General features: G+C 59.3%; 15 protein-coding genes. 13 read left to right on the plus strand and 2 right to left on the minus strand.

The window, feature by feature from the left end:
- Nucleotides 1-949: 949 nt before the first annotated feature.
- The gene (locus tag R4P64_RS29870) at nt 950-1,279 is read left to right on the plus strand and encodes a hypothetical protein (protein WP_317823813.1); all 330 of its coding nucleotides are present in this window, start codon (nt 950-952) and stop codon (nt 1,277-1,279) included.
- A 501-nt stretch (nt 1,280-1,780) separates the two neighbouring features.
- Here the strand turns inward: R4P64_RS29870 and R4P64_RS29875 are convergent.
- Nucleotides 1,781-3,259, minus strand: a complete 1,479-nt coding sequence (locus R4P64_RS29875; protein WP_317823812.1) for a helix-turn-helix domain-containing protein — start codon at nt 3,257-3,259, stop codon at nt 1,781-1,783.
- A gap of 195 nt (nt 3,260-3,454) precedes the next feature.
- Between R4P64_RS29875 and R4P64_RS29880 the strand changes: the two genes are divergently transcribed.
- The 12 genes from R4P64_RS29880 to R4P64_RS29935 all read left to right on the plus strand — a co-directional run bounded on the left by R4P64_RS29880 (nt 3,455) and on the right by R4P64_RS29935 (nt 16,146).
- On the plus strand, nt 3,455-4,222 hold the full coding sequence (locus R4P64_RS29880; RefSeq protein WP_317823793.1) for a 5-oxoprolinase subunit PxpA: 768 nt from the start codon (nt 3,455-3,457) through the stop codon (nt 4,220-4,222).
- The gene (locus tag R4P64_RS29885; protein WP_317823794.1) at nt 4,209-4,457 is read left to right on the plus strand and encodes an acetyl-CoA carboxylase; all 249 of its coding nucleotides are present in this window, start codon (nt 4,209-4,211) and stop codon (nt 4,455-4,457) included. The genes R4P64_RS29880 and R4P64_RS29885 overlap by 14 nt, the downstream gene beginning before the upstream one ends.
- Nucleotides 4,454-5,812, plus strand: coding sequence for an acetyl-CoA carboxylase biotin carboxylase subunit (locus R4P64_RS29890; RefSeq protein ID WP_317823795.1), 1,359 nt, complete (start codon nt 4,454-4,456; stop codon nt 5,810-5,812). Before R4P64_RS29885 ends, R4P64_RS29890 begins: the two co-directional genes overlap by 4 nt.
- A complete protein-coding gene (locus R4P64_RS29895; protein ID WP_317823796.1) occupies nt 5,809-6,714 on the plus strand; it encodes a 5-oxoprolinase subunit B family protein in 906 nt (301 codons plus the stop codon). Before R4P64_RS29890 ends, R4P64_RS29895 begins: the two co-directional genes overlap by 4 nt.
- Nucleotides 6,698-7,672 carry a biotin-dependent carboxyltransferase family protein gene (locus tag R4P64_RS29900; RefSeq protein WP_317823797.1) on the plus strand — a complete coding sequence of 325 codons (975 nt, stop codon included), beginning with the start codon at nt 6,698-6,700 and terminating at the stop codon, nt 7,670-7,672. Before R4P64_RS29895 ends, R4P64_RS29900 begins: the two co-directional genes overlap by 17 nt.
- A gap of 223 nt (nt 7,673-7,895) precedes the next feature.
- Nucleotides 7,896-9,152, plus strand: a complete 1,257-nt coding sequence (locus tag R4P64_RS29905) for a permease (RefSeq protein ID WP_317823798.1) — start codon at nt 7,896-7,898, stop codon at nt 9,150-9,152.
- A gap of 77 nt (nt 9,153-9,229) precedes the next feature.
- Nucleotides 9,230-10,381: an XdhC family protein gene (locus R4P64_RS29910; protein WP_317823799.1), complete on the plus strand. Its 1,152-nt coding sequence runs from the start codon at nt 9,230-9,232 to the stop codon at nt 10,379-10,381.
- The gene (locus tag R4P64_RS29915; protein WP_317823800.1) at nt 10,378-11,265 is read left to right on the plus strand and encodes an FAD binding domain-containing protein; all 888 of its coding nucleotides are present in this window, start codon (nt 10,378-10,380) and stop codon (nt 11,263-11,265) included. Before R4P64_RS29910 ends, R4P64_RS29915 begins: the two co-directional genes overlap by 4 nt.
- Complete coding sequence (locus R4P64_RS29920; protein ID WP_317823801.1) at nt 11,262-11,750, plus strand: (2Fe-2S)-binding protein; 489 nt, start codon at nt 11,262-11,264, stop codon at nt 11,748-11,750. Before R4P64_RS29915 ends, R4P64_RS29920 begins: the two co-directional genes overlap by 4 nt.
- Nucleotides 11,747-14,140, plus strand: coding sequence for a xanthine dehydrogenase family protein molybdopterin-binding subunit (locus R4P64_RS29925; RefSeq protein ID WP_317823802.1), 2,394 nt, complete (start codon nt 11,747-11,749; stop codon nt 14,138-14,140). Before R4P64_RS29920 ends, R4P64_RS29925 begins: the two co-directional genes overlap by 4 nt.
- Nucleotides 14,137-15,051 (plus strand): MoxR family ATPase, encoded by a 915-nt coding sequence (locus tag R4P64_RS29930; protein ID WP_317823803.1) that lies wholly within the window; start codon nt 14,137-14,139, stop codon nt 15,049-15,051. The genes R4P64_RS29925 and R4P64_RS29930 overlap by 4 nt, the downstream gene beginning before the upstream one ends.
- Before the next feature lie 36 nt (nt 15,052-15,087).
- The gene (locus R4P64_RS29935) at nt 15,088-16,146 is read left to right on the plus strand and encodes a VWA domain-containing protein (protein ID WP_317823804.1); all 1,059 of its coding nucleotides are present in this window, start codon (nt 15,088-15,090) and stop codon (nt 16,144-16,146) included.
- Nucleotides 16,147-16,601: 455 nt separating this feature from the next.
- Here R4P64_RS29935 and R4P64_RS29940 read toward each other — a convergent pair.
- On the minus strand, nt 16,602-16,885 hold a 284-nt coding region (locus R4P64_RS29940; RefSeq protein ID WP_317823805.1), incomplete at its 5' end, for a hypothetical protein.

A 16,885-nucleotide genomic window follows, 5' to 3' on the forward strand; every position in this document is an offset into this window, starting at 1 on the left:
TGCGGGTGAGATCCTTAACCCCGTTCTCCCACCTCAGCGTGAAATTCCAACCTGGAGTTCGATGCGGCACTCGGACGCGCGGTAAGCAAGTGCTAGGGCAGCAAGAGATGGGAATCCCGCCGAACGCTGTCAGGAACCGTTGTAGGTCGCCGTAAGCTCCGATTCGGCGCTGGCATAGGACTTTCCGCGTCCTGAATGCTCACTGTCATGTACGTGAGAACTGCTCGCGGTACGGGGCGGCGTCTGCGATGCGAGCATTGCGGTCGCCAGTTTGTCGTCGACGTGTGGTCTGTTCAGCTAGGCGCGCTCGATCGTTTACGTGGGTACGCTCGGTCGGGGAGGGTTTGGACCAGTTGATCTGTATGAGCCTCCATCGTAGAAATGTGGCGGGGTGGGTGAGATGTGCTGGCCATAGTTGGTTCGGGGGCGATGTCGCGGACGGTCCATCGGGTGGGGTCGATGTTTGCTCGGTTGAGGACGTCGCAGATCTCTCCGATGTGGCCTGCTGTTTCAATCCTGTTGTGTGAATGAGCAACTGGGAAGACGCGAATCGGGCGAGGGGTTGCGCTCTCCGCGTCCTTTGGCGTGCCGGCGCGTGCGTTGGTGAGAACTTCAAATAGCCGCCAGCACCGCTGGGCTGCAACGAATTCTGGGCACCATCAAGTGATTGAAGTTGTGCGACGGTTCGGGCTCGGTGTGCGGTGGTGCGAAGTGTTGCGCGGGAGGGTTTTCTGGGTTTCTTGAAGGGCGCGGTGATTGCTGTGGCCGCGGGGCGGGGTGAGATCAGGCCTAGGCGGAAGCTGCGCGGCGATGTAAGACCAAACGCACCACCATTGCTGATCCTCAACGACATCGAGCGGACGATCTGGTGTAACGAAAGTTCAACTCGGTCACTCCAAACATGTTGTAGGTGGACGACTTTACTTACGTCTCGACGTGGTCAGGTTGAGTGGGGTACCCCCTGCACGAAGCGCTTGGGGGAGATGTCGCCTTTGTCATCGATGCATACTCACGCAGAATCCTCGGCTGGCGAACCTCGACGATGATGGCGGCACCGTTGGCGTTCAAGCCGCTGGAACACGCGCCGCGCAGTCTGATCATCCACACGCCGGATGGATACATGTCGGCGCAGCTATGGCTTGCCGATCCGACCCTCGATACAACCGCACCGAGCGCACGCAACTCCGGTGGATACCTCGTTGTTCCTACAATGATGTCCTTCCTCGGTCTCCACGATCAAACCTGGTTCGGTAGTCTCCGGGTGAGAGGGGATTCTTAATTACGACCGCGGCATGATTCTCTCCGAACTACGGGGCGTCGGCAAGACGTCGTTGCTCAACTATCTGGCCCATCATGCGGACAGCCAGGGCTGGCTGACGATCAGCATCGAAGGCCTTCCCAGTAGCTCCGGTATCGCGGCGGTGCGTAACACCCTGGCGCAGGAACTCTCGTTGGGTCTGCGTCGCTACAGCCGTAAACAGAGACTCAAGGACAGCGTCGACGATCTGATCGCGTTGGCTCGAAACCTCTCGGTAGGCGTATCGGTGGCGGGTGCCACGGTCAACGTTTCCGCGCCTCGTACACAGGTCGATCCGGGTGTGATATCGCGATCGACCTCGAGGAGCTCGCCGTGCTTCGAAGCGATCCTCGGCGAGCACGTTCTGAGCGAAGGGCATACAGTACGTCGGACACTGACAGTGTTGCGACGATCCCTAGAATCCACCTTTGTCCCACGGCGCCAGTTCGGCGCGGGTGTCTTCGAGGTCAATGCGGGTGCCGGTCATCTGAGTCTCGCTTCTTCCTGCATCTCCCACACCGCAAGTGCTACTGCGCATGTGGACTTTCCGTCGACCGTGCTGAGGGAGACGCCCAACAGCTCACCGATTCGGTTCAATCGGTAGGTGAGGGAATTTCGGTGGATGAACAAGGCAGCGGCAGTCTTGGTGGGACTGCCGTCTGCATCCAAGAAGGCACGCAGTGTGGTGATGAAATCGGAATTGGTGTCGTCGTCGCATGTTTTGAGCGGCCGAATAAACTGAAGCGCTTGCTCGATGCCGCCTTTGGTGAGTGAGGTCGCGAGGACGGACGGTAGATCGAAGTGCCGAGCGGCCGTGGGCTCGTTAACGCGGTCGAGTTGGCGCGGCGAAGCCAGAATGGCTGTGCGGAGACTGCCGGTACTCAACAGGGGCGCGGTGACAATTGCCGGCCTCCGCGGGGCGATCTTGTGCAGTCGCTGGATCACCGATGTCTGTGCAGCGTCGGGGTTGAAATTCTGCCCGATCAGAAGGGAATAGTGCTCAGTTTCGAGAAGGCCGAGCGTGGGGAAAAGGTCGGCGAATTGAATTCGCATCCGCCACGCGTCGTTCGGATCGGCGCCGGCGCGGACAGTGATGAGGATAGTCGGCTTCTGGGGGTCGAATCCTGCAGCGCGCATCAATTTCTTCGTGTAGCGGGGGGAGTCGGCATCGGGCAGGCGTAGGCGCTCGATCATCGAGCGCATACGGTCGTTTTCCTCGTTGTAGTAGTCGGCGGCGGAGTTCAGATGGAGACTGACGATGGACCCCACTGGGCCTAGAAGGGGATCGAGAACTGACTCGCTCTGAGGCGACCGTACAGCGATGGAGAAACGTTCGCCGCCACGTACCGGATTGAGGCGGCGAACATGCTCAGAGACCTCGCCGGAACTCCTTCGTGTGTGCGCGTCAGGTAATTGCCAGTGCATACCTGCTGGGCGGCTGGCCACCATTCGTCCTTGAGAGTCTATGAGCCCGACCTCGCCACCGACCACTACTCGAATTCGTTCGAGAAGTTCCAACAGAGTTGTTCCACGCGCTTCGAGTTCGGCGCAGGCATCAGCCAGTTCGAGGGAACTTCGAAGCACTGCATAGTGCTCAGCTTGGATGGTGTCGTTCACAAGGCGATGTACCTGCAGGAGGTTGACAGGCGGTGATACTTCCAGAACGGGAACATCGAAGCGGTTACCAGCATCGACGAGGCCGCCCGGAACCTCGGGATGGGCAATCCCGGAATTGAACAGGATTCCTGATACGGGCACTCGGGCAAGTCGCTCCACGTACGCATCCCAAGTGCGTGCATCTTGAAAATTCATCGCGATGCCGGTCAACGTCACCAACTCGTTTCCCTCGAGATATGCGGTCGGCTCGATCAGTTCGGTCGGAGCCACTGTCGATATAGGCCGGCGCATCCGAGTGGCTTGCGTCGTAGTCTTCAGACGGAGAGAGAGATACTGATTTGACATGAGTGCTGCCAGTTGCACAGCAAACCACCTTTGTGATGTGGGAATGAAGCGTTCGAAGCAGTATCCGTGGATATTACAACCGAGCTACCGTGCGTTGGCGAACAGGACGAATTGGGCATCTGCATAAACTGCGGCGCTCGGTTTTCATGCGTATGCACGCTATCTCAAGAGTCGATGACCCCTTACCGTTTCCTCATGTCTTCCGCAATCACAGTTAACTCCGATCTGGGAGAGTCCTTGGGACTACACAGCTTCGGACACGACGACGAACTTCTTGGTCTCATCGACGCCGCGAACATCGCGTGCGGCTTTCATGCCGGCGATCCGTACGTCATGTCCACGACTGTCGCCAACGCAGCGCGGGCGGGAGTGGCATTGGGAGCGCATCCCGGACTTCCCGACCTCACGGGTTTCGGCCGGCGTCAAATGAATCTCACTGTCGACGAGGTTCGGGACTTGGTGATCTACCAAGTTGGCGCCCTGAACGCCTTCGTAGCCCATTCGGGTGGTCGCCTCAACCACATCAAGCCACATGGCGCCCTCTTCGGAATGCTCTCGCGCGACGAAGACCTCATGAAGCCTGTGGCGGAATATGCGGCTCGGCTCGGAGTCCAGATCTACGGACTCGCCGGCACCGCACACCAGCGTGCAGCAGACAAAGCCGGCGCAGCTTTCGTTGCGGAGCTGTACGTGGATCTGAACTACGACCCCGACGGCAGTTTGGTCATCGTGCGTCGACCGCAGGCCGCCGATCCCGCCGCCGCCGCTGATCGTGTGAAGTCGGCAGTGTCCAAGGGCACTATCACTGCAAACGATGGCTCGACCCTGTTCGTCGAGTTCTCGAGCATCTGTGTCCACTCCGACACTCCGAACTCTGTGCAGGTGGCGAAGGCCGTTGTTTCCGCGCTCGCAGAAAGCCAGAACGTATCAAATCAAGAAAGGCAAACCATTGGCAACGCATGAAATCTCGACGCCGTTGCCAGGAATTTTCTACAGAAATCCTGGACCGGGAAAGCCTCCGTACGTTTCCGAGGGCGACCACGTCGACGCCGGGCAGGCCATTGGTCTTGTGGAGATCATGAAGCAGTTCAGTGAGGTGAAGACTTCCGTGGCGGGCGTCATCGACAAATTCGTCGTCGAGGACGCCGGCGAAGTCAATCCCGGAACCGTCATCGCAGTACTTACGGAGGATCAGTGAAGCGCCTACTAGTGGCCAACCGCGGCGAGATCGCCGTCAGAATCATTCGGACGGCCCAAGAGATGGGACTTGAGACAGTTCTTGTGGTCAGCGAAGCTGACCGTACTAGCCTCGCGGCGGAACTTTCCGACTACGTGAGCGTGATCGGCCCCGCGCAGGCAGTCCAGAGCTACCTCAACTCCGCGGCTGTCATCGAAGCAGTGCACAGTTCCGGGGCAGACGCTGTCCATCCGGGATACGGCTTCTTGTCCGAGGACGCCGAATTCGCACGAAGCGTGGAAGCCGCCGGGGTTACGTGGGTTGGGCCGAGTCCAGACTCCATCGCACTAATGGGCAACAAAGCCGCAGCACGGCAAGCAGCCAAAGAGGCAGGCGTGCCAGTTCTGGTCGGCAGCGAGGGTGCCATTGCAGCTGAGGACGATGTTCACGCCATAGCCGAATCGATCGGATTTCCGTTGCTGATCAAGGCCTCGGCTGGGGGCGGGGGACGCGGAATTCGGATCGTCGAATCGGCCGACAAACTGCAGGGCGAGCTTCAACTCGCAGTTGCCGAGGCTGGAGCAGCGTTCGGAGATCCAGCCATCTACCTCGAACGTTTTATCGACAAGGCTCGGCACGTCGAAGTTCAGATTCTGGGAGATGGGGTAGACGTCGTACACCTCTTCGATCGCGATTGCTCCTTGCAACGCCGCCAGCAGAAGATAGTCGAAGAGACGCCCGCGCCGAATCTCCCCGATCACCTCCGCGAGCAGATGTTAACTGCGGCAGTTGATCTCGGCCAGCGCTGTGGGTACCGAGGAGCCGGAACCGTCGAGTTCCTGTACGACGAAGCCCGTGGCGAGATCTGTTTCATCGAGATGAACACCCGACTCCAGGTCGAACACCCGGTTACCGAGATGATCACCGGCATCGACCTCGTGCGCGAACAGTTGCGCATCGCCAGCGGAGAAAAGCTCGGTTACGACCAGAGCGCGATCAAAATCAACGGCCACGCCATCGAGATGCGCATCAACGCCGAAAACCCTGCCCTGGGATTCATGCCGAGTCCCGGAACCATTACGGACGTCCGCTACCCTGGTGGGCCAGGAGTGCGGGTCGACAGCGGAGTTGTCAGCGGCTCGGCCGTCTCGCCCTATTACGACTCGCTCGTGGCCAAGATCGTCGTCTGGCACTCTGACCGACCGTCGGCGTTCGGTCGAGCGCTGCGCGCGCTGTCCGAGTTGCGAATCGACGGAGTCGAAACCACGACAACGTATTTGCAGGCCGTGCTCGCGCATCAAGCTGTAGCCGATGCAACACACCATACAAAATTCCTCGAACAGTCCGCTGATCAGCTGCTGCGAGGAACAGCATGACCACCATCGGACTACCGACGCACGCCCGGTACTCCTGGGGCGGTGACGAATTCCTGTTCGTCGAGATAGACGAGGCGATGAGCCTGGAGGGGTACTTCGTCGTCGGTGCACTCGCCGACGCTGTTCGCGCAGCAGGACTCGACGGCATCACCGACATCTGTCCGACGAATAACTCGCTTCTGCTTCGATACGACCCGGATATCGTGGCTCCTCGGGCGCTTCGGACGCGTGTGCAGGAGCTCGAAGAGGTAGTGCGCGCCAGCACATCCCAGACAGCTCTCGCGCGAGTACTGGAGGTACCTGTCTGGTACGACGACCCGTTTACGTCCGAAGTCGGCCAGCGTTTTCGGTCGAATCACCAAACGCCTGACAAGAGCGATCTCGACTTCGCAGCCGAGGCGAACAACTTGGCTGATGCACACGAGTTCATCGAACGACACCACAGGATTCCATGGATGGTGACTGCGGTGGGTTTCGTTGCCGCGCTTCCGTTCATGTACCAGATGGCACCCCGGGCACAGCAATTGGAAGTGCCGAAGTACCTCAGCCCCCGCACAGACACTCCTGCACTGACAGTCGGGCATGGCGGCTGCTTCACCGTCATCTACTCGGTCCGCGGAGCCGGCGGCTATCAGATGTTCGGAATCGCCGCGGCCCCGGTGTTCGCCCCGGACTCCCCTCTACCGGATTTTCAGGAATCTCCAGTGCTGTTCCGCGCCGGCGACATTGTGAAGTTCAAGCCGGTCGACGAGAACGAGTACAACGCCATCCAAACGGAGTGCGAAAACGGCACATTCCGCTACAAGCGAGCCCAGATCGAGTTCGACCTGGCCCGATGGGCAGCGGACCCGGATGCATACAACTCAGACGTACTGGAGGCCCTCGGTGGCAATACTCATTGACGAGCCAGGTCTGCTGTCCACGATCCAAGATCTGGGACGGCCAGGCCATTACAATGTGGGAATTCCACTTGGCGGCGCCATGGACACTCTCTCGCATGAGGTCGCGAACCTGCTGGTCGGAAATTCTCGCGGAGCCGCAACTATCGAATCGACGTACACAGCACCAAAATTCACTGCCACTGCTCCGACGGTCATGGCGGTCACCGGAGCAGCCATGGACATCAGCGTCAACGGTGGTGCTGTACCGCAATGGACCGCGATCACCCTCAAAGAAGGAGATGTCGTATCTTGCGGATTCGCTTCTGCGGGGACGCGCACGTATTTCGCCTTCGCAGGCGGTATCGATGTCCCGGTTGTGCTGGGTAGTCGAAGCACCTATTCCTTGGGAAAGATCGGAGGCTTCCACGGGCGTCCCCTCGCGGCAGGTGATACCGTTCCGATCAGGTCCAATGACCGGGGTGCGGTTTACCGAAGCCTCGCCGACGACCTGCGCCCGCGGTTTACTCGATCTGTCGCTGCCCGCGTGGTAGTCGGCCTCTATGCCCACCTGCTGACCACAAATTCGGTGGACATGCTGACATCGGCCGAATGGAAGCTGACACCGGTGGCGGATCGAACCGGTCTCCGTTTCAACGGCGACGAAAAATTCGAGTTCGAAAAGCGTGAACAGCCTTTCGGGGCAGGTTCGGACCCATCGAACATCGTCGACGCCGGATATGCGATGGGCTCCATCCAGATACCTGGTGGGAACCAGCCGATCGTTCTCCACCGCGATGCAGTTTCCGCCGGAGGCTACGCCATGGTCGCCACCGTCATCAGCGCTGACATGAACGCACTCGCCCAGTTGGCCCCGGGTTCGACAGCAATCTTCGAGGCAACCAGCATCGACCAGGCGCTGATCGCACGCGCCGACGCCGCGCGTCGACGCGCACGGATACACGAGGCTCTGTCGACCTAGTACAGAAATCGGCGATCACTAGATCTAGCAATGTTTCGCAAGTCACCACACCGCCGAGGGGACACGCCCCGGCATCAGTTCTTCGTGCTTCGGCGACCCCTCCGGAGCGGTTCTATGTAAGGAATTCTCTATGACTTCGAATGATATTTTAGGGACGGTTATCGGCCCTGCTGGACATGCGCCTTCGAACGATTCGGTCCGCGTGGGGAGGTGGTCGCTGACAATGGCTTTCTGGGCGATGTTCTCGGCGATGTTCTGGCTATACATTGCAGTGGCCTCGAATGCCGCCGTAGGAACAGTCAACACGCTCATCGGTATGACGCTGACCATCGTGACGTACGGGCTGATCAATTCCGTGCTATCACGTCACGCCATCAAGACTGGCCAGACGATCAGCTTGTTCTCAAAAGAGATCTTCGGATCCGTCGGATCCGGACTAGCGGCGCTGCTATTCGCTGTCACCGCGATCTACTACGCGGTGTTCGAGGGCTCTATCATAGCGGTGGCGCTGCAGGAGTACTTCGGCGGCAATCTCAAATTGTGGTACCTCGTCGTCGTTCTCTACGCCATCCCGCTTGTCGCCGGAGGTGTTCAGAATTGGCTAGACAAGCTTAACGGCGTACTACTTCCGTTGTACGTGCTCGGGCTCGCAGCAATTGTCATCGGCGCCACTGTCAAACAGGGCTATCCGACCGACTGGTTGACCCACACCGTCGCGGCGGGCCCACTGCCCGGATGGCTGAACTCGTATCTGATCTACATGGGCGTGTGGGTGATGATGATGTATACGTTCGAGTTCGCGCGACTCGGGAAGCCTTCGGACGCCAAGTTCCACGGTACCGTGACGTTCGGGTGGGTGTTCTATGCACTGACGTTCGGGCTCAACGGATTGATCGGGATCTATCTGGTCAGTGCATGGAATCTCGACAGCACGGAAACCGGCATCGTGACCGCAATCATCAACTCCCTGGGGATATTCGGTGTCATCGTGATCGTAATCTCCCAGACCAGAATCAACACTGCGAACTACTACTCGGCGTCGAGCAATCTACAGGACCTCGCCACCCTGATCTCCGGCAAAACGACATCCCGGTTCCTGTGGGTGTTGGTGTCAGGTGTTGTGGCATATCTGTTCATGCTGACCGACGTATTGAGCTATCTACTGCGCGCGTTGGCGTGGCAAGGAGTGTTCGTGACGGCCTGGGTCGCTATCGCCCTGGCATCTCTCTATTTCACGAACCGGCGCGGCATTGCGAGAGCCGACGCGTCGAAACCCATTGCCCGTCAGGGACTGTCGGCGCTGGGATGGCCAGTGGTGGCGTGGGTTGCGTCCTCAGGCTTGGGAATTGCGTTGACCGAGCAGGCAGCACTGCCAGTGGTGGCGTCGCTCGCTCCAATCATCACTGTCGTAGTGGCGGTCGGACTCTACCTCCCAGCCGCAAAGAAGGCTGACTTTCGCCACATAGGCGCAGCCAGTTAGCTGGTACCGATGAACGGTGCCTCTGCGACGGCAAACATCGCAGAGGCACCGTTCAACAAGTCCCGAGTGGAGGGCTAGTGATCGAACACATCGAGCAGTATAGGCAGTGGTGGTCAGCGGAAACCGCCTTCGTCTTGGTCACCATCACCGCAGTTCAGCGTTCCGCACCGCTACCTCCGGGCCAGACGATGGCGATTGGCCCCATTCACAACGGCGAAGTGCACAGCGTGGACGATCTCCAAGTTGTGGGATCGGTATCGGGAGGCTGCGTCGAATCCGACATCCTGTACCGCGCATTCGACATGCTCATCGAGGCCACTTCGTCAGATACTGCGCGGTTCGGGTTTTCGGAAGAGACGGCATTCGCCCACGGACTGACTTGCGGAGGTGAACTCGAGGTACTACTGGAACGAGTGGACAAGACACACTATCCAGGTTTCGACACCGTACTCACCGAGATCTCTGCGGGACGTACAGTGACGATCGCTACACCGATACCTGAGGACCCGAAACTTGAGCGGCTCATTCGCACACGCGCAGATTCGAGGAATTTTGGTATGGCCCCGATGGTCGAAGCGGTATCGAAGTTCGATCGCAACAAAACGACAGTCGGTGGAGCATCTCTCGTCAAACTCGACGGTCCATACGAAGGCTGTGCTTTCGTTCGCTGCTATGCCCCACCTCCCCGATTGATCATTTTCGGTGCGATCGACTTCGCTGCCGCCCTCAGCCGGGTCGGGAGGCTAGTCGGCTATCACGTGACGGTGTGCGATGCGCGCGCGACATTCGCGACATCGCGCCGTTTCCCGGACGTCGATGCCCTCGTAGTCGAGTGGCCGGATCGCTACTTCGATGGTGAAGTTTCGGCCGGCAGAGTCGACGACCGAACCGCGGTATGCGTGCTGACCCACGACCTGAAATTCGATGTCCCTCTGCTGATATCGGCGTCAAGGGCTGAGATTAACTACATAGGAGCCATGGGCTCACGCCGCACACACATCGAACGCACGAACGCGCTGGCGGCCAGCGGTCAGCTCACCACCGCTGACCTGGATCGGATTCATTCACCCATAGGTCTCGACCTTGGTGGAAACACCGCCGCCGAGACGGCAGTGTCGATCATGGCCGAGGTGCTGTCGGCCCGACATGGCGGCACCGGACAGTCGCTGAGCCGGATATCCACACCGATACACAAGGTCCGAGCAGCGTTGACGAAGGTGCCGACATGACGAACATTCCTATCCCTGTTGCCAGTCGACGGGACTCAGTCGTGTCGGCTTGTTCGATTGACGAGGCTGCGTACTTGATCGCCGAGGAGGGCTTCGCGCCACTCGCGGGAGGTACATGGTTGATGCGCTCACGATTACGTGGCGAGGACGAGCCGCCTCGATTGGTCGACCTCTCCCGCCTTGCAGATCTGACTGGCGTTGCTTGCGGGCACGACGGTCTACGTATCGGAGCAATGGCCACCCATTCCTCACTTGCCGCCGCTTTGCCTCCGCTACCGGTGTATCGCGGACTGCTGATCGCGGCGATGAAGTCTGCCAATCCGAACATACGAAATACAGCGACCGTCGGAGGTAACGTCGCGACCATCGGCTTCCGAGCTCCTGACGTCGCGACAGCTTTGCTGGGGTTGCGCGCCACCGTCGAGTACATCGTCGGGTCAGCCCCCAATGAACGGACGACGTCGCGGCTGGACGACTTTATGGCGTACCCGCCGACTCGACCGCATCTCATCACGTCCATCACAGTTCCGGTAGCAGTCGGCGTCGGGACTCATGTACGGCTCCCGCTGCGAGCCGCCGGAGACTATCCCGTGGCGATCGTCAGCGCGGTAACCACTGATAGCGAAGGCGATCAGAGCAACATCACGGTGGCATATGGAGCTGTCGGGGCCCGACCAACGCGCTGGTATGAGCTGGAACAGTGCCTAGGCGCGAATCCTACGAGTCCCGAAGAAGCGTACGAACATGCCAAGAGGCTGGGGGAACAGATCGCTGTCACAGCGAGTGTCGGCGTTCCCGCCGCTTACCGGCGAGCTGTGCTGCCCACTATGGTTCGGCGTGCGCTGCACAAGCTCGAAGAAGCGAAGTTAGGAGAACCGGAATGAAAACTGACGCCGCGATCGACGTCAACGACGAACGGTGCACAGTCGACGTCGACCCGATGATGCCGCTGGCCCGGTTCCTTCGTGAGTCGTTACATCTGACTGGAACCAAGCTCGTATGCGGCGAGGGCTTCTGTGGATCCTGCACAGTATTGCTCGATGGACGTGCTGTTGCGGCATGCCTGACGCCTGTCGCCCAGGCAGTTGATCATTGCGTTCGGACAATCGAATCCATCGGCCCATCCGATAAGGTCCTGACCGCGCTTCAGAACGCTTTCGTCGGCGACGACGTGGTGCAATGCGGAATGTGTTTCCCTGGAATAGCCATGTCCTTGGCCGCGCTACTTACGGACAACCCAGAGCCCACTCGCGAGGACCTCGAGATAGGGCTCGCAGGCAACTTGTGTCGCTGTACTGGCTACACCAGACTTCTCGACACCATCTCGACAACGTTGGTACGACTGTGCGAGGAAGCGGTACGTTCATGAGCATCGGACACAACGCCACTCGACGTGACGGACCGGACAAAGTCACAGGTAGAACGCGATTCACCATCGACACATACCCGACCCGCGTTTTGCACACCGCACTGCGGAGGTCGGATGTGGCAGCTGGGCGCATCACCCGACTCGACACGACCCGCGCCCTTGCAGTCGACGGTGTACGCGCCATCATCACCGCCGCGGATGCCCCAGGATTCGAGGGAATCGGTGTTCGCGACCGAAAGTTGTTCGCGGACAGACTCATTCGGTACTATGGCGAACCTCTCGCTGCGATAGCAGCTGAAACACAGGAAATCGCAGAACACGCCTGCAAACTAATCGAGGTAGACGTCGAACCCTACGACCCCATCGTGAGGATGGCGCAGTCAGTTGCACCGGATGCCAGGCTGATTCACCCAGACTGGGAGACCTACGAGCAGACCGAACCCGGCACGAGAGCTGGCAATGTCGCTTGGGAAGCCACCGTTGTGCGAGGAGACACCGCCGCCGCATTCGCCCGCGACGACGTCACAGTAGTCGAAAGCTGCTTCGATACGGGCAGGCAAAATCAGGCCTACTTTGAACCGCGAGTGTGCATAGCGACCTTCGACGACGGCCGTTACACCGTGGAGACCTCCACCCAGGTTCCCTGGACCGTAAGGACGGTGGTTTCCGAACTACTGGATGTGCCCGAGTCCTCGGTACGGGTGGTCGTGCCAGCAGTGGGGGGCGCATTCGGTGGAAAGTTCGAAGCAGCACTCGAAGCGTTCGCGGCAATTCTTGCGAAGAAGACGCGCCGTCCCGTTCGCATTGCGAATTCACGACAAGAGGAGATGCTGACCGCACCCGCTCGGGACAACGCCGAGATCAAGATTCGCTCGGCAATCGATCGAGACGGACATATCGTCGGCCGCGAGGCGACTGTCTTGATGGATGCCGGAGCGTACAGCGGCGAGCAGGGATTCCTCACCGCGATGACTGCGTACACCCTCGGCGGAATCTACGAACTCGGCGCAGTACGTCTCGTTTCCCAAGCGGTCTACACCAACACACCACCGACGGGCGCGTTCAGGTCGTGTAACGGTACCTATAACAGCTTTGCCTTGGAGTTACATACCCAGGAAATCTGCACCGCGACTGGTATTGACAAGGATCGGTTCCTTCGTATCAACGCCGTCCGAGACGGCTCTGTCAATGCAATCGGGCAACGACTCGATGGCGACATCATCCTTCCGATGCTCGACCGAATGCAGACTTTGCGCGAGCAGACGCCCAGAAAGGCACTGGGACGTGTAGTCGATGGAAAGCTACCCGATGGGCGACTGTACGGGTCCTCGACTGTAGTGGCCGGGTGGTTCGTGTTCGTGGGTCCGTCAGCGTGCACGGTCAACCTCAATCCTGACGGCGGAGTGACCGTGGTTACGTCGGGTGTGGAGATCGGATCGGGTTCGATGATGCAATCGATACCCCAAATCGTCGCTGTGAGTCTCGGAATACCATTCGATGACGTAACCGTCCGTGCGGCAGACACCGATTCCGCTGGATACGACGTCGGGGTCGGCGGCGGCAGAACCACCGTGTCGTTGGGCGGAGCGTCGACCGCTGCATGCGAAGAGGTCCGTAAGAAGATGATCATCGTCGCAGCCGACCTCCTCGAAACATCACCGGATGACCTCAAGTTCATCGACGGAGCAGTGCAGGTAACCGGGATCCCGCAGATTACGGCAACCATCAAACAGATAGCCCGTCACGCGCAGAACCGATTCGGCCCGATATCCGGCTCCGGATCGTTCAACCGAAAGGGTGTAGACCGGCTACCAGGCTGCATTGCGGGGCACATGGTCGATGGCATCGAGATGCCTATCTATACCGTCCACGACTGCGAAATTGCCCTAGACCACGAGACTGGCCACATAGAAATCCTCGCGTACCGCACCGTGCAAGATGTCGGGCGTGCGATCAATCCTCGGGCCATTGGCGGTCAGATCCAGGGAGGGATCGTCCAGGGACTCGGCTACGCGATTCACGAAGAGATCACCATCGATGCGCTGGGTCGCATCGAGCAGACAGGCTTCGAGACGTATCGACTGCCGGGTGTGAGCGATGTCGTTCCGATATCCATCGATCTATTCGAAGGCGCCCCATCGTACGGTCCACTGGGAGCCAAGGGGGCCGGTGAAATACCCATCGTCGCTGTCGGATCGGCAGTAGCTTCGGCTGTCGCCAGTGCATCGGGCAAACGCGTCCAGTCCCTGCCGCTGACACCGCCGAGAGTGTGGGCCCTTCTCAACGATATCGATCCGCCATTGTCGTTGGATTGGATTTCGTCGTCGTGGCGCGACAACGTGGTCGCCGACCCCCACACGCTTGAACGGAATGCGGGGGTGAAAAGGTGACGACGGAACCCCCCGGTCATGACAACAACGTCTTCGCCTCGCCCGATGCAGTAAACGCCGCACTGGAGGACCACGGGTATCTGGTTGACGTCGACGTCTCCAACATGGTCTTCCTGGCCTCCAAACTCGACAGACCAATGTTTCTCGAAGGCGAACCCGGGTGTGGAAAGACCTTCCTGGCACGAGCGCTGGCGGCAGCAACCGGCCGCGAGTTGGTGCAACTTCAGTGCTATGCAGGTGTCGACGCCAATGCAGCACTCTACGAATGGGACTTCACTGCCCAAGTACTGCACCTACGCTCGATACAGCAGGGCGGCGATGCTGCCGACAGTCGCGGCGACCGCTCCATCTATTCGCGTCGATTTTTGGAGACGAGACCATTACTGCGTTCCTTGGAAAACCCTCACACGGTACTGTTGATCGATGAAGTGGACCGCGCTGACGAAGCGTTCGAAGCCGTTTTGCTGCAATACCTATCAGACTATTCGATCACTGTTCCGCACCTAGGGCAGATCTCCACCGCATCGGCCGATGTTCGACCGTTGGTGATCCTGACATCCAACCGCACCCGGGACGTGCACGATGCGCTCAAACGACGATGCCTATATCACTATTTCCGACATCCCGACCGTGACCGACAACTGACGATCCTTCTCCGGCGGTTCGAAGGCCTGAGTGTAGTTCGCGCTCGCGCCATCGTCGATTACGTAGATCTGGTCCGCGCAACCGATCTGCTTCGCCCGCCGGGACTGTCCGAAATTATCGATTTCACCCAGGCTTTGACGATCATGGGTACGTCGATCAATGATGACACCCAGTTCCGCATGCTCGCGCAGATGTTGATCAAGGACCCAGCCGACGAGGCTGCTCTCGCGGGTATCACCGTGCCGACAACGCTCCTAGCCGTCTAGATGGCCGGCCGTGGGGACCCGGGAACAATTGCGCCGGTGATCGAAGTGGTCAGTCTGCTTCGAGCCCATGGTCTGCCTTGCAGCGTCGACCGAATTGCGGTGTTCGCCGACGCGGTCGACATCCTCGGCACTCCCACGCTTCGGACGTTACACCAGGCGGGACGCTCGTTGTTGTGTGGCACGGAAGAAGAACAGATCCTGTTCGATAATTTGTTCTGGAAGCTGCACCTAGCGTTGCGAGAAGGCACACCCGACAGCGAGACCGAAGCGACCCTGCAGTTAATCGGTATGGACGCCGACAGCGACTCGGCCGCGCAGTTGCCACCTGCGGTTCATCAAGTTCGAAAGGCTGCCACCGGAGAACGGCTGGAAAACCTGGACTTTACTGCTGTACCGGCCGAGACGATGCCGCGCCTGCTCGAATCGATTCGTCGAATGACCGCATCATGTCATCGACGCGAGTCGGACGGTAGAGGTTCTCGTCGATCGTTCGATATCGATATGGCCGCGACTGCACGCGCTCTCGTCGAACTCGATGGTGACGTTGCAGCGCTGGTCACCAAACGAGTGGCTCCTCGTTTCGAGTCTGTGGACATCGCTATTGACGTTTCCGGGTCGATGGCGGGTTACTCTGAGGCAATACTCGAGTTCGCTTCCACGTTTGCCACTCTCTACCCGGGCCCGGTTCGTGTATGCGGATTCGGCACTACCTTCCGCGAGATCGTTGGACTTGCCGGGCCAAGAGGTTCGGCTGGACGGCGAGCGATGGTTGTCGATCGCGGAGGCACCGACCTCGGTCGATCGTTCGAACAACTCGCGAGTTGGAGACGAACGAGGGGCCGCACGAGCCGTCCGGTTCTGATCGTCTTCAGCGACGGGTGGGACGCGGGAGATCCCGATGTATTAGCAACCGCGCTCGATCGTGTCAGGCGCCTCTACCGCACCATCGTGTGGGCGAATCCTCATGTCGCCAAACAGGATTACGAGCCGATACAGCGCGGAATCGTCGAAATTCTGCCGCGGATCGATCACTTTGTGTCAGGGCATAGTGTGGACGCGCTCGCGGAGATTCTCAAGCTGATCGCTCCTCCGTGATGCTCTCCAGGTCGATATTTCGGAGGGGTCGAAGGGCAGCGTCGGTGTGACTCCTACACGCCCTGTATGTAGGGATCGGGGGTCAGTTTCATTCCGACGCTGATGTTTTGACTCTCTTCGATGCGGCTGGGGAGGGCAGTGAACGCGGCATTGCATGCATAGTTCACCCGAAGGCGAACCTGCTAAATAGCATTTACCTCGCGGTTGCGTCTTCGCGACGGGCAATCCTGCCATGGACGTCGTCATGGAACGTCTGGTATTTCGATCTCTGCGTCGGTCAACATCGCGAAAACGGTCGACGAAATCGTGCTCGACACCGGAGGCAGGTGCGTGCACTTCTGAGGTGACGCTGGTTTGTACGGGACCAAGGTAGTGTTAACGACGGTGAAAAGTGGTTCTGGCCAACGACGTGTCTCGAATGGAGGTAGGAACTCAGGCCGAACCCCCCGGTCCATTCAATCGATGTACTGTCGGTAATCGTCGCCGAGTTCCGCATTGCCCACATCGCTATTCTTGGTCAGGTCGTGGCAGAGATGACGCCACGCAGAGAGACGGATTCGTTGTCGGTCACCACGCCGTCCCTGTCGAAGTGAACAGCACGAAACATATTGCTGCCGATGATGATCGACGCCATAGCTGGTGTATTGCGGTGCTGGGTTGTCATGGCACGAGCACTGCGGCACCGATAGTTCTGTCTGCTGCAAGATCGACCAAGGCGCGATTGGCTTGGTCGAGAGGA

The sequence above is a fragment of the Rhodococcus sp. IEGM 1366 genome (genome assembly GCF_033142425.1).
GTDB lineage: Bacteria > Actinomycetota > Actinomycetes > Mycobacteriales > Mycobacteriaceae > Rhodococcus_F > Rhodococcus_F globerula.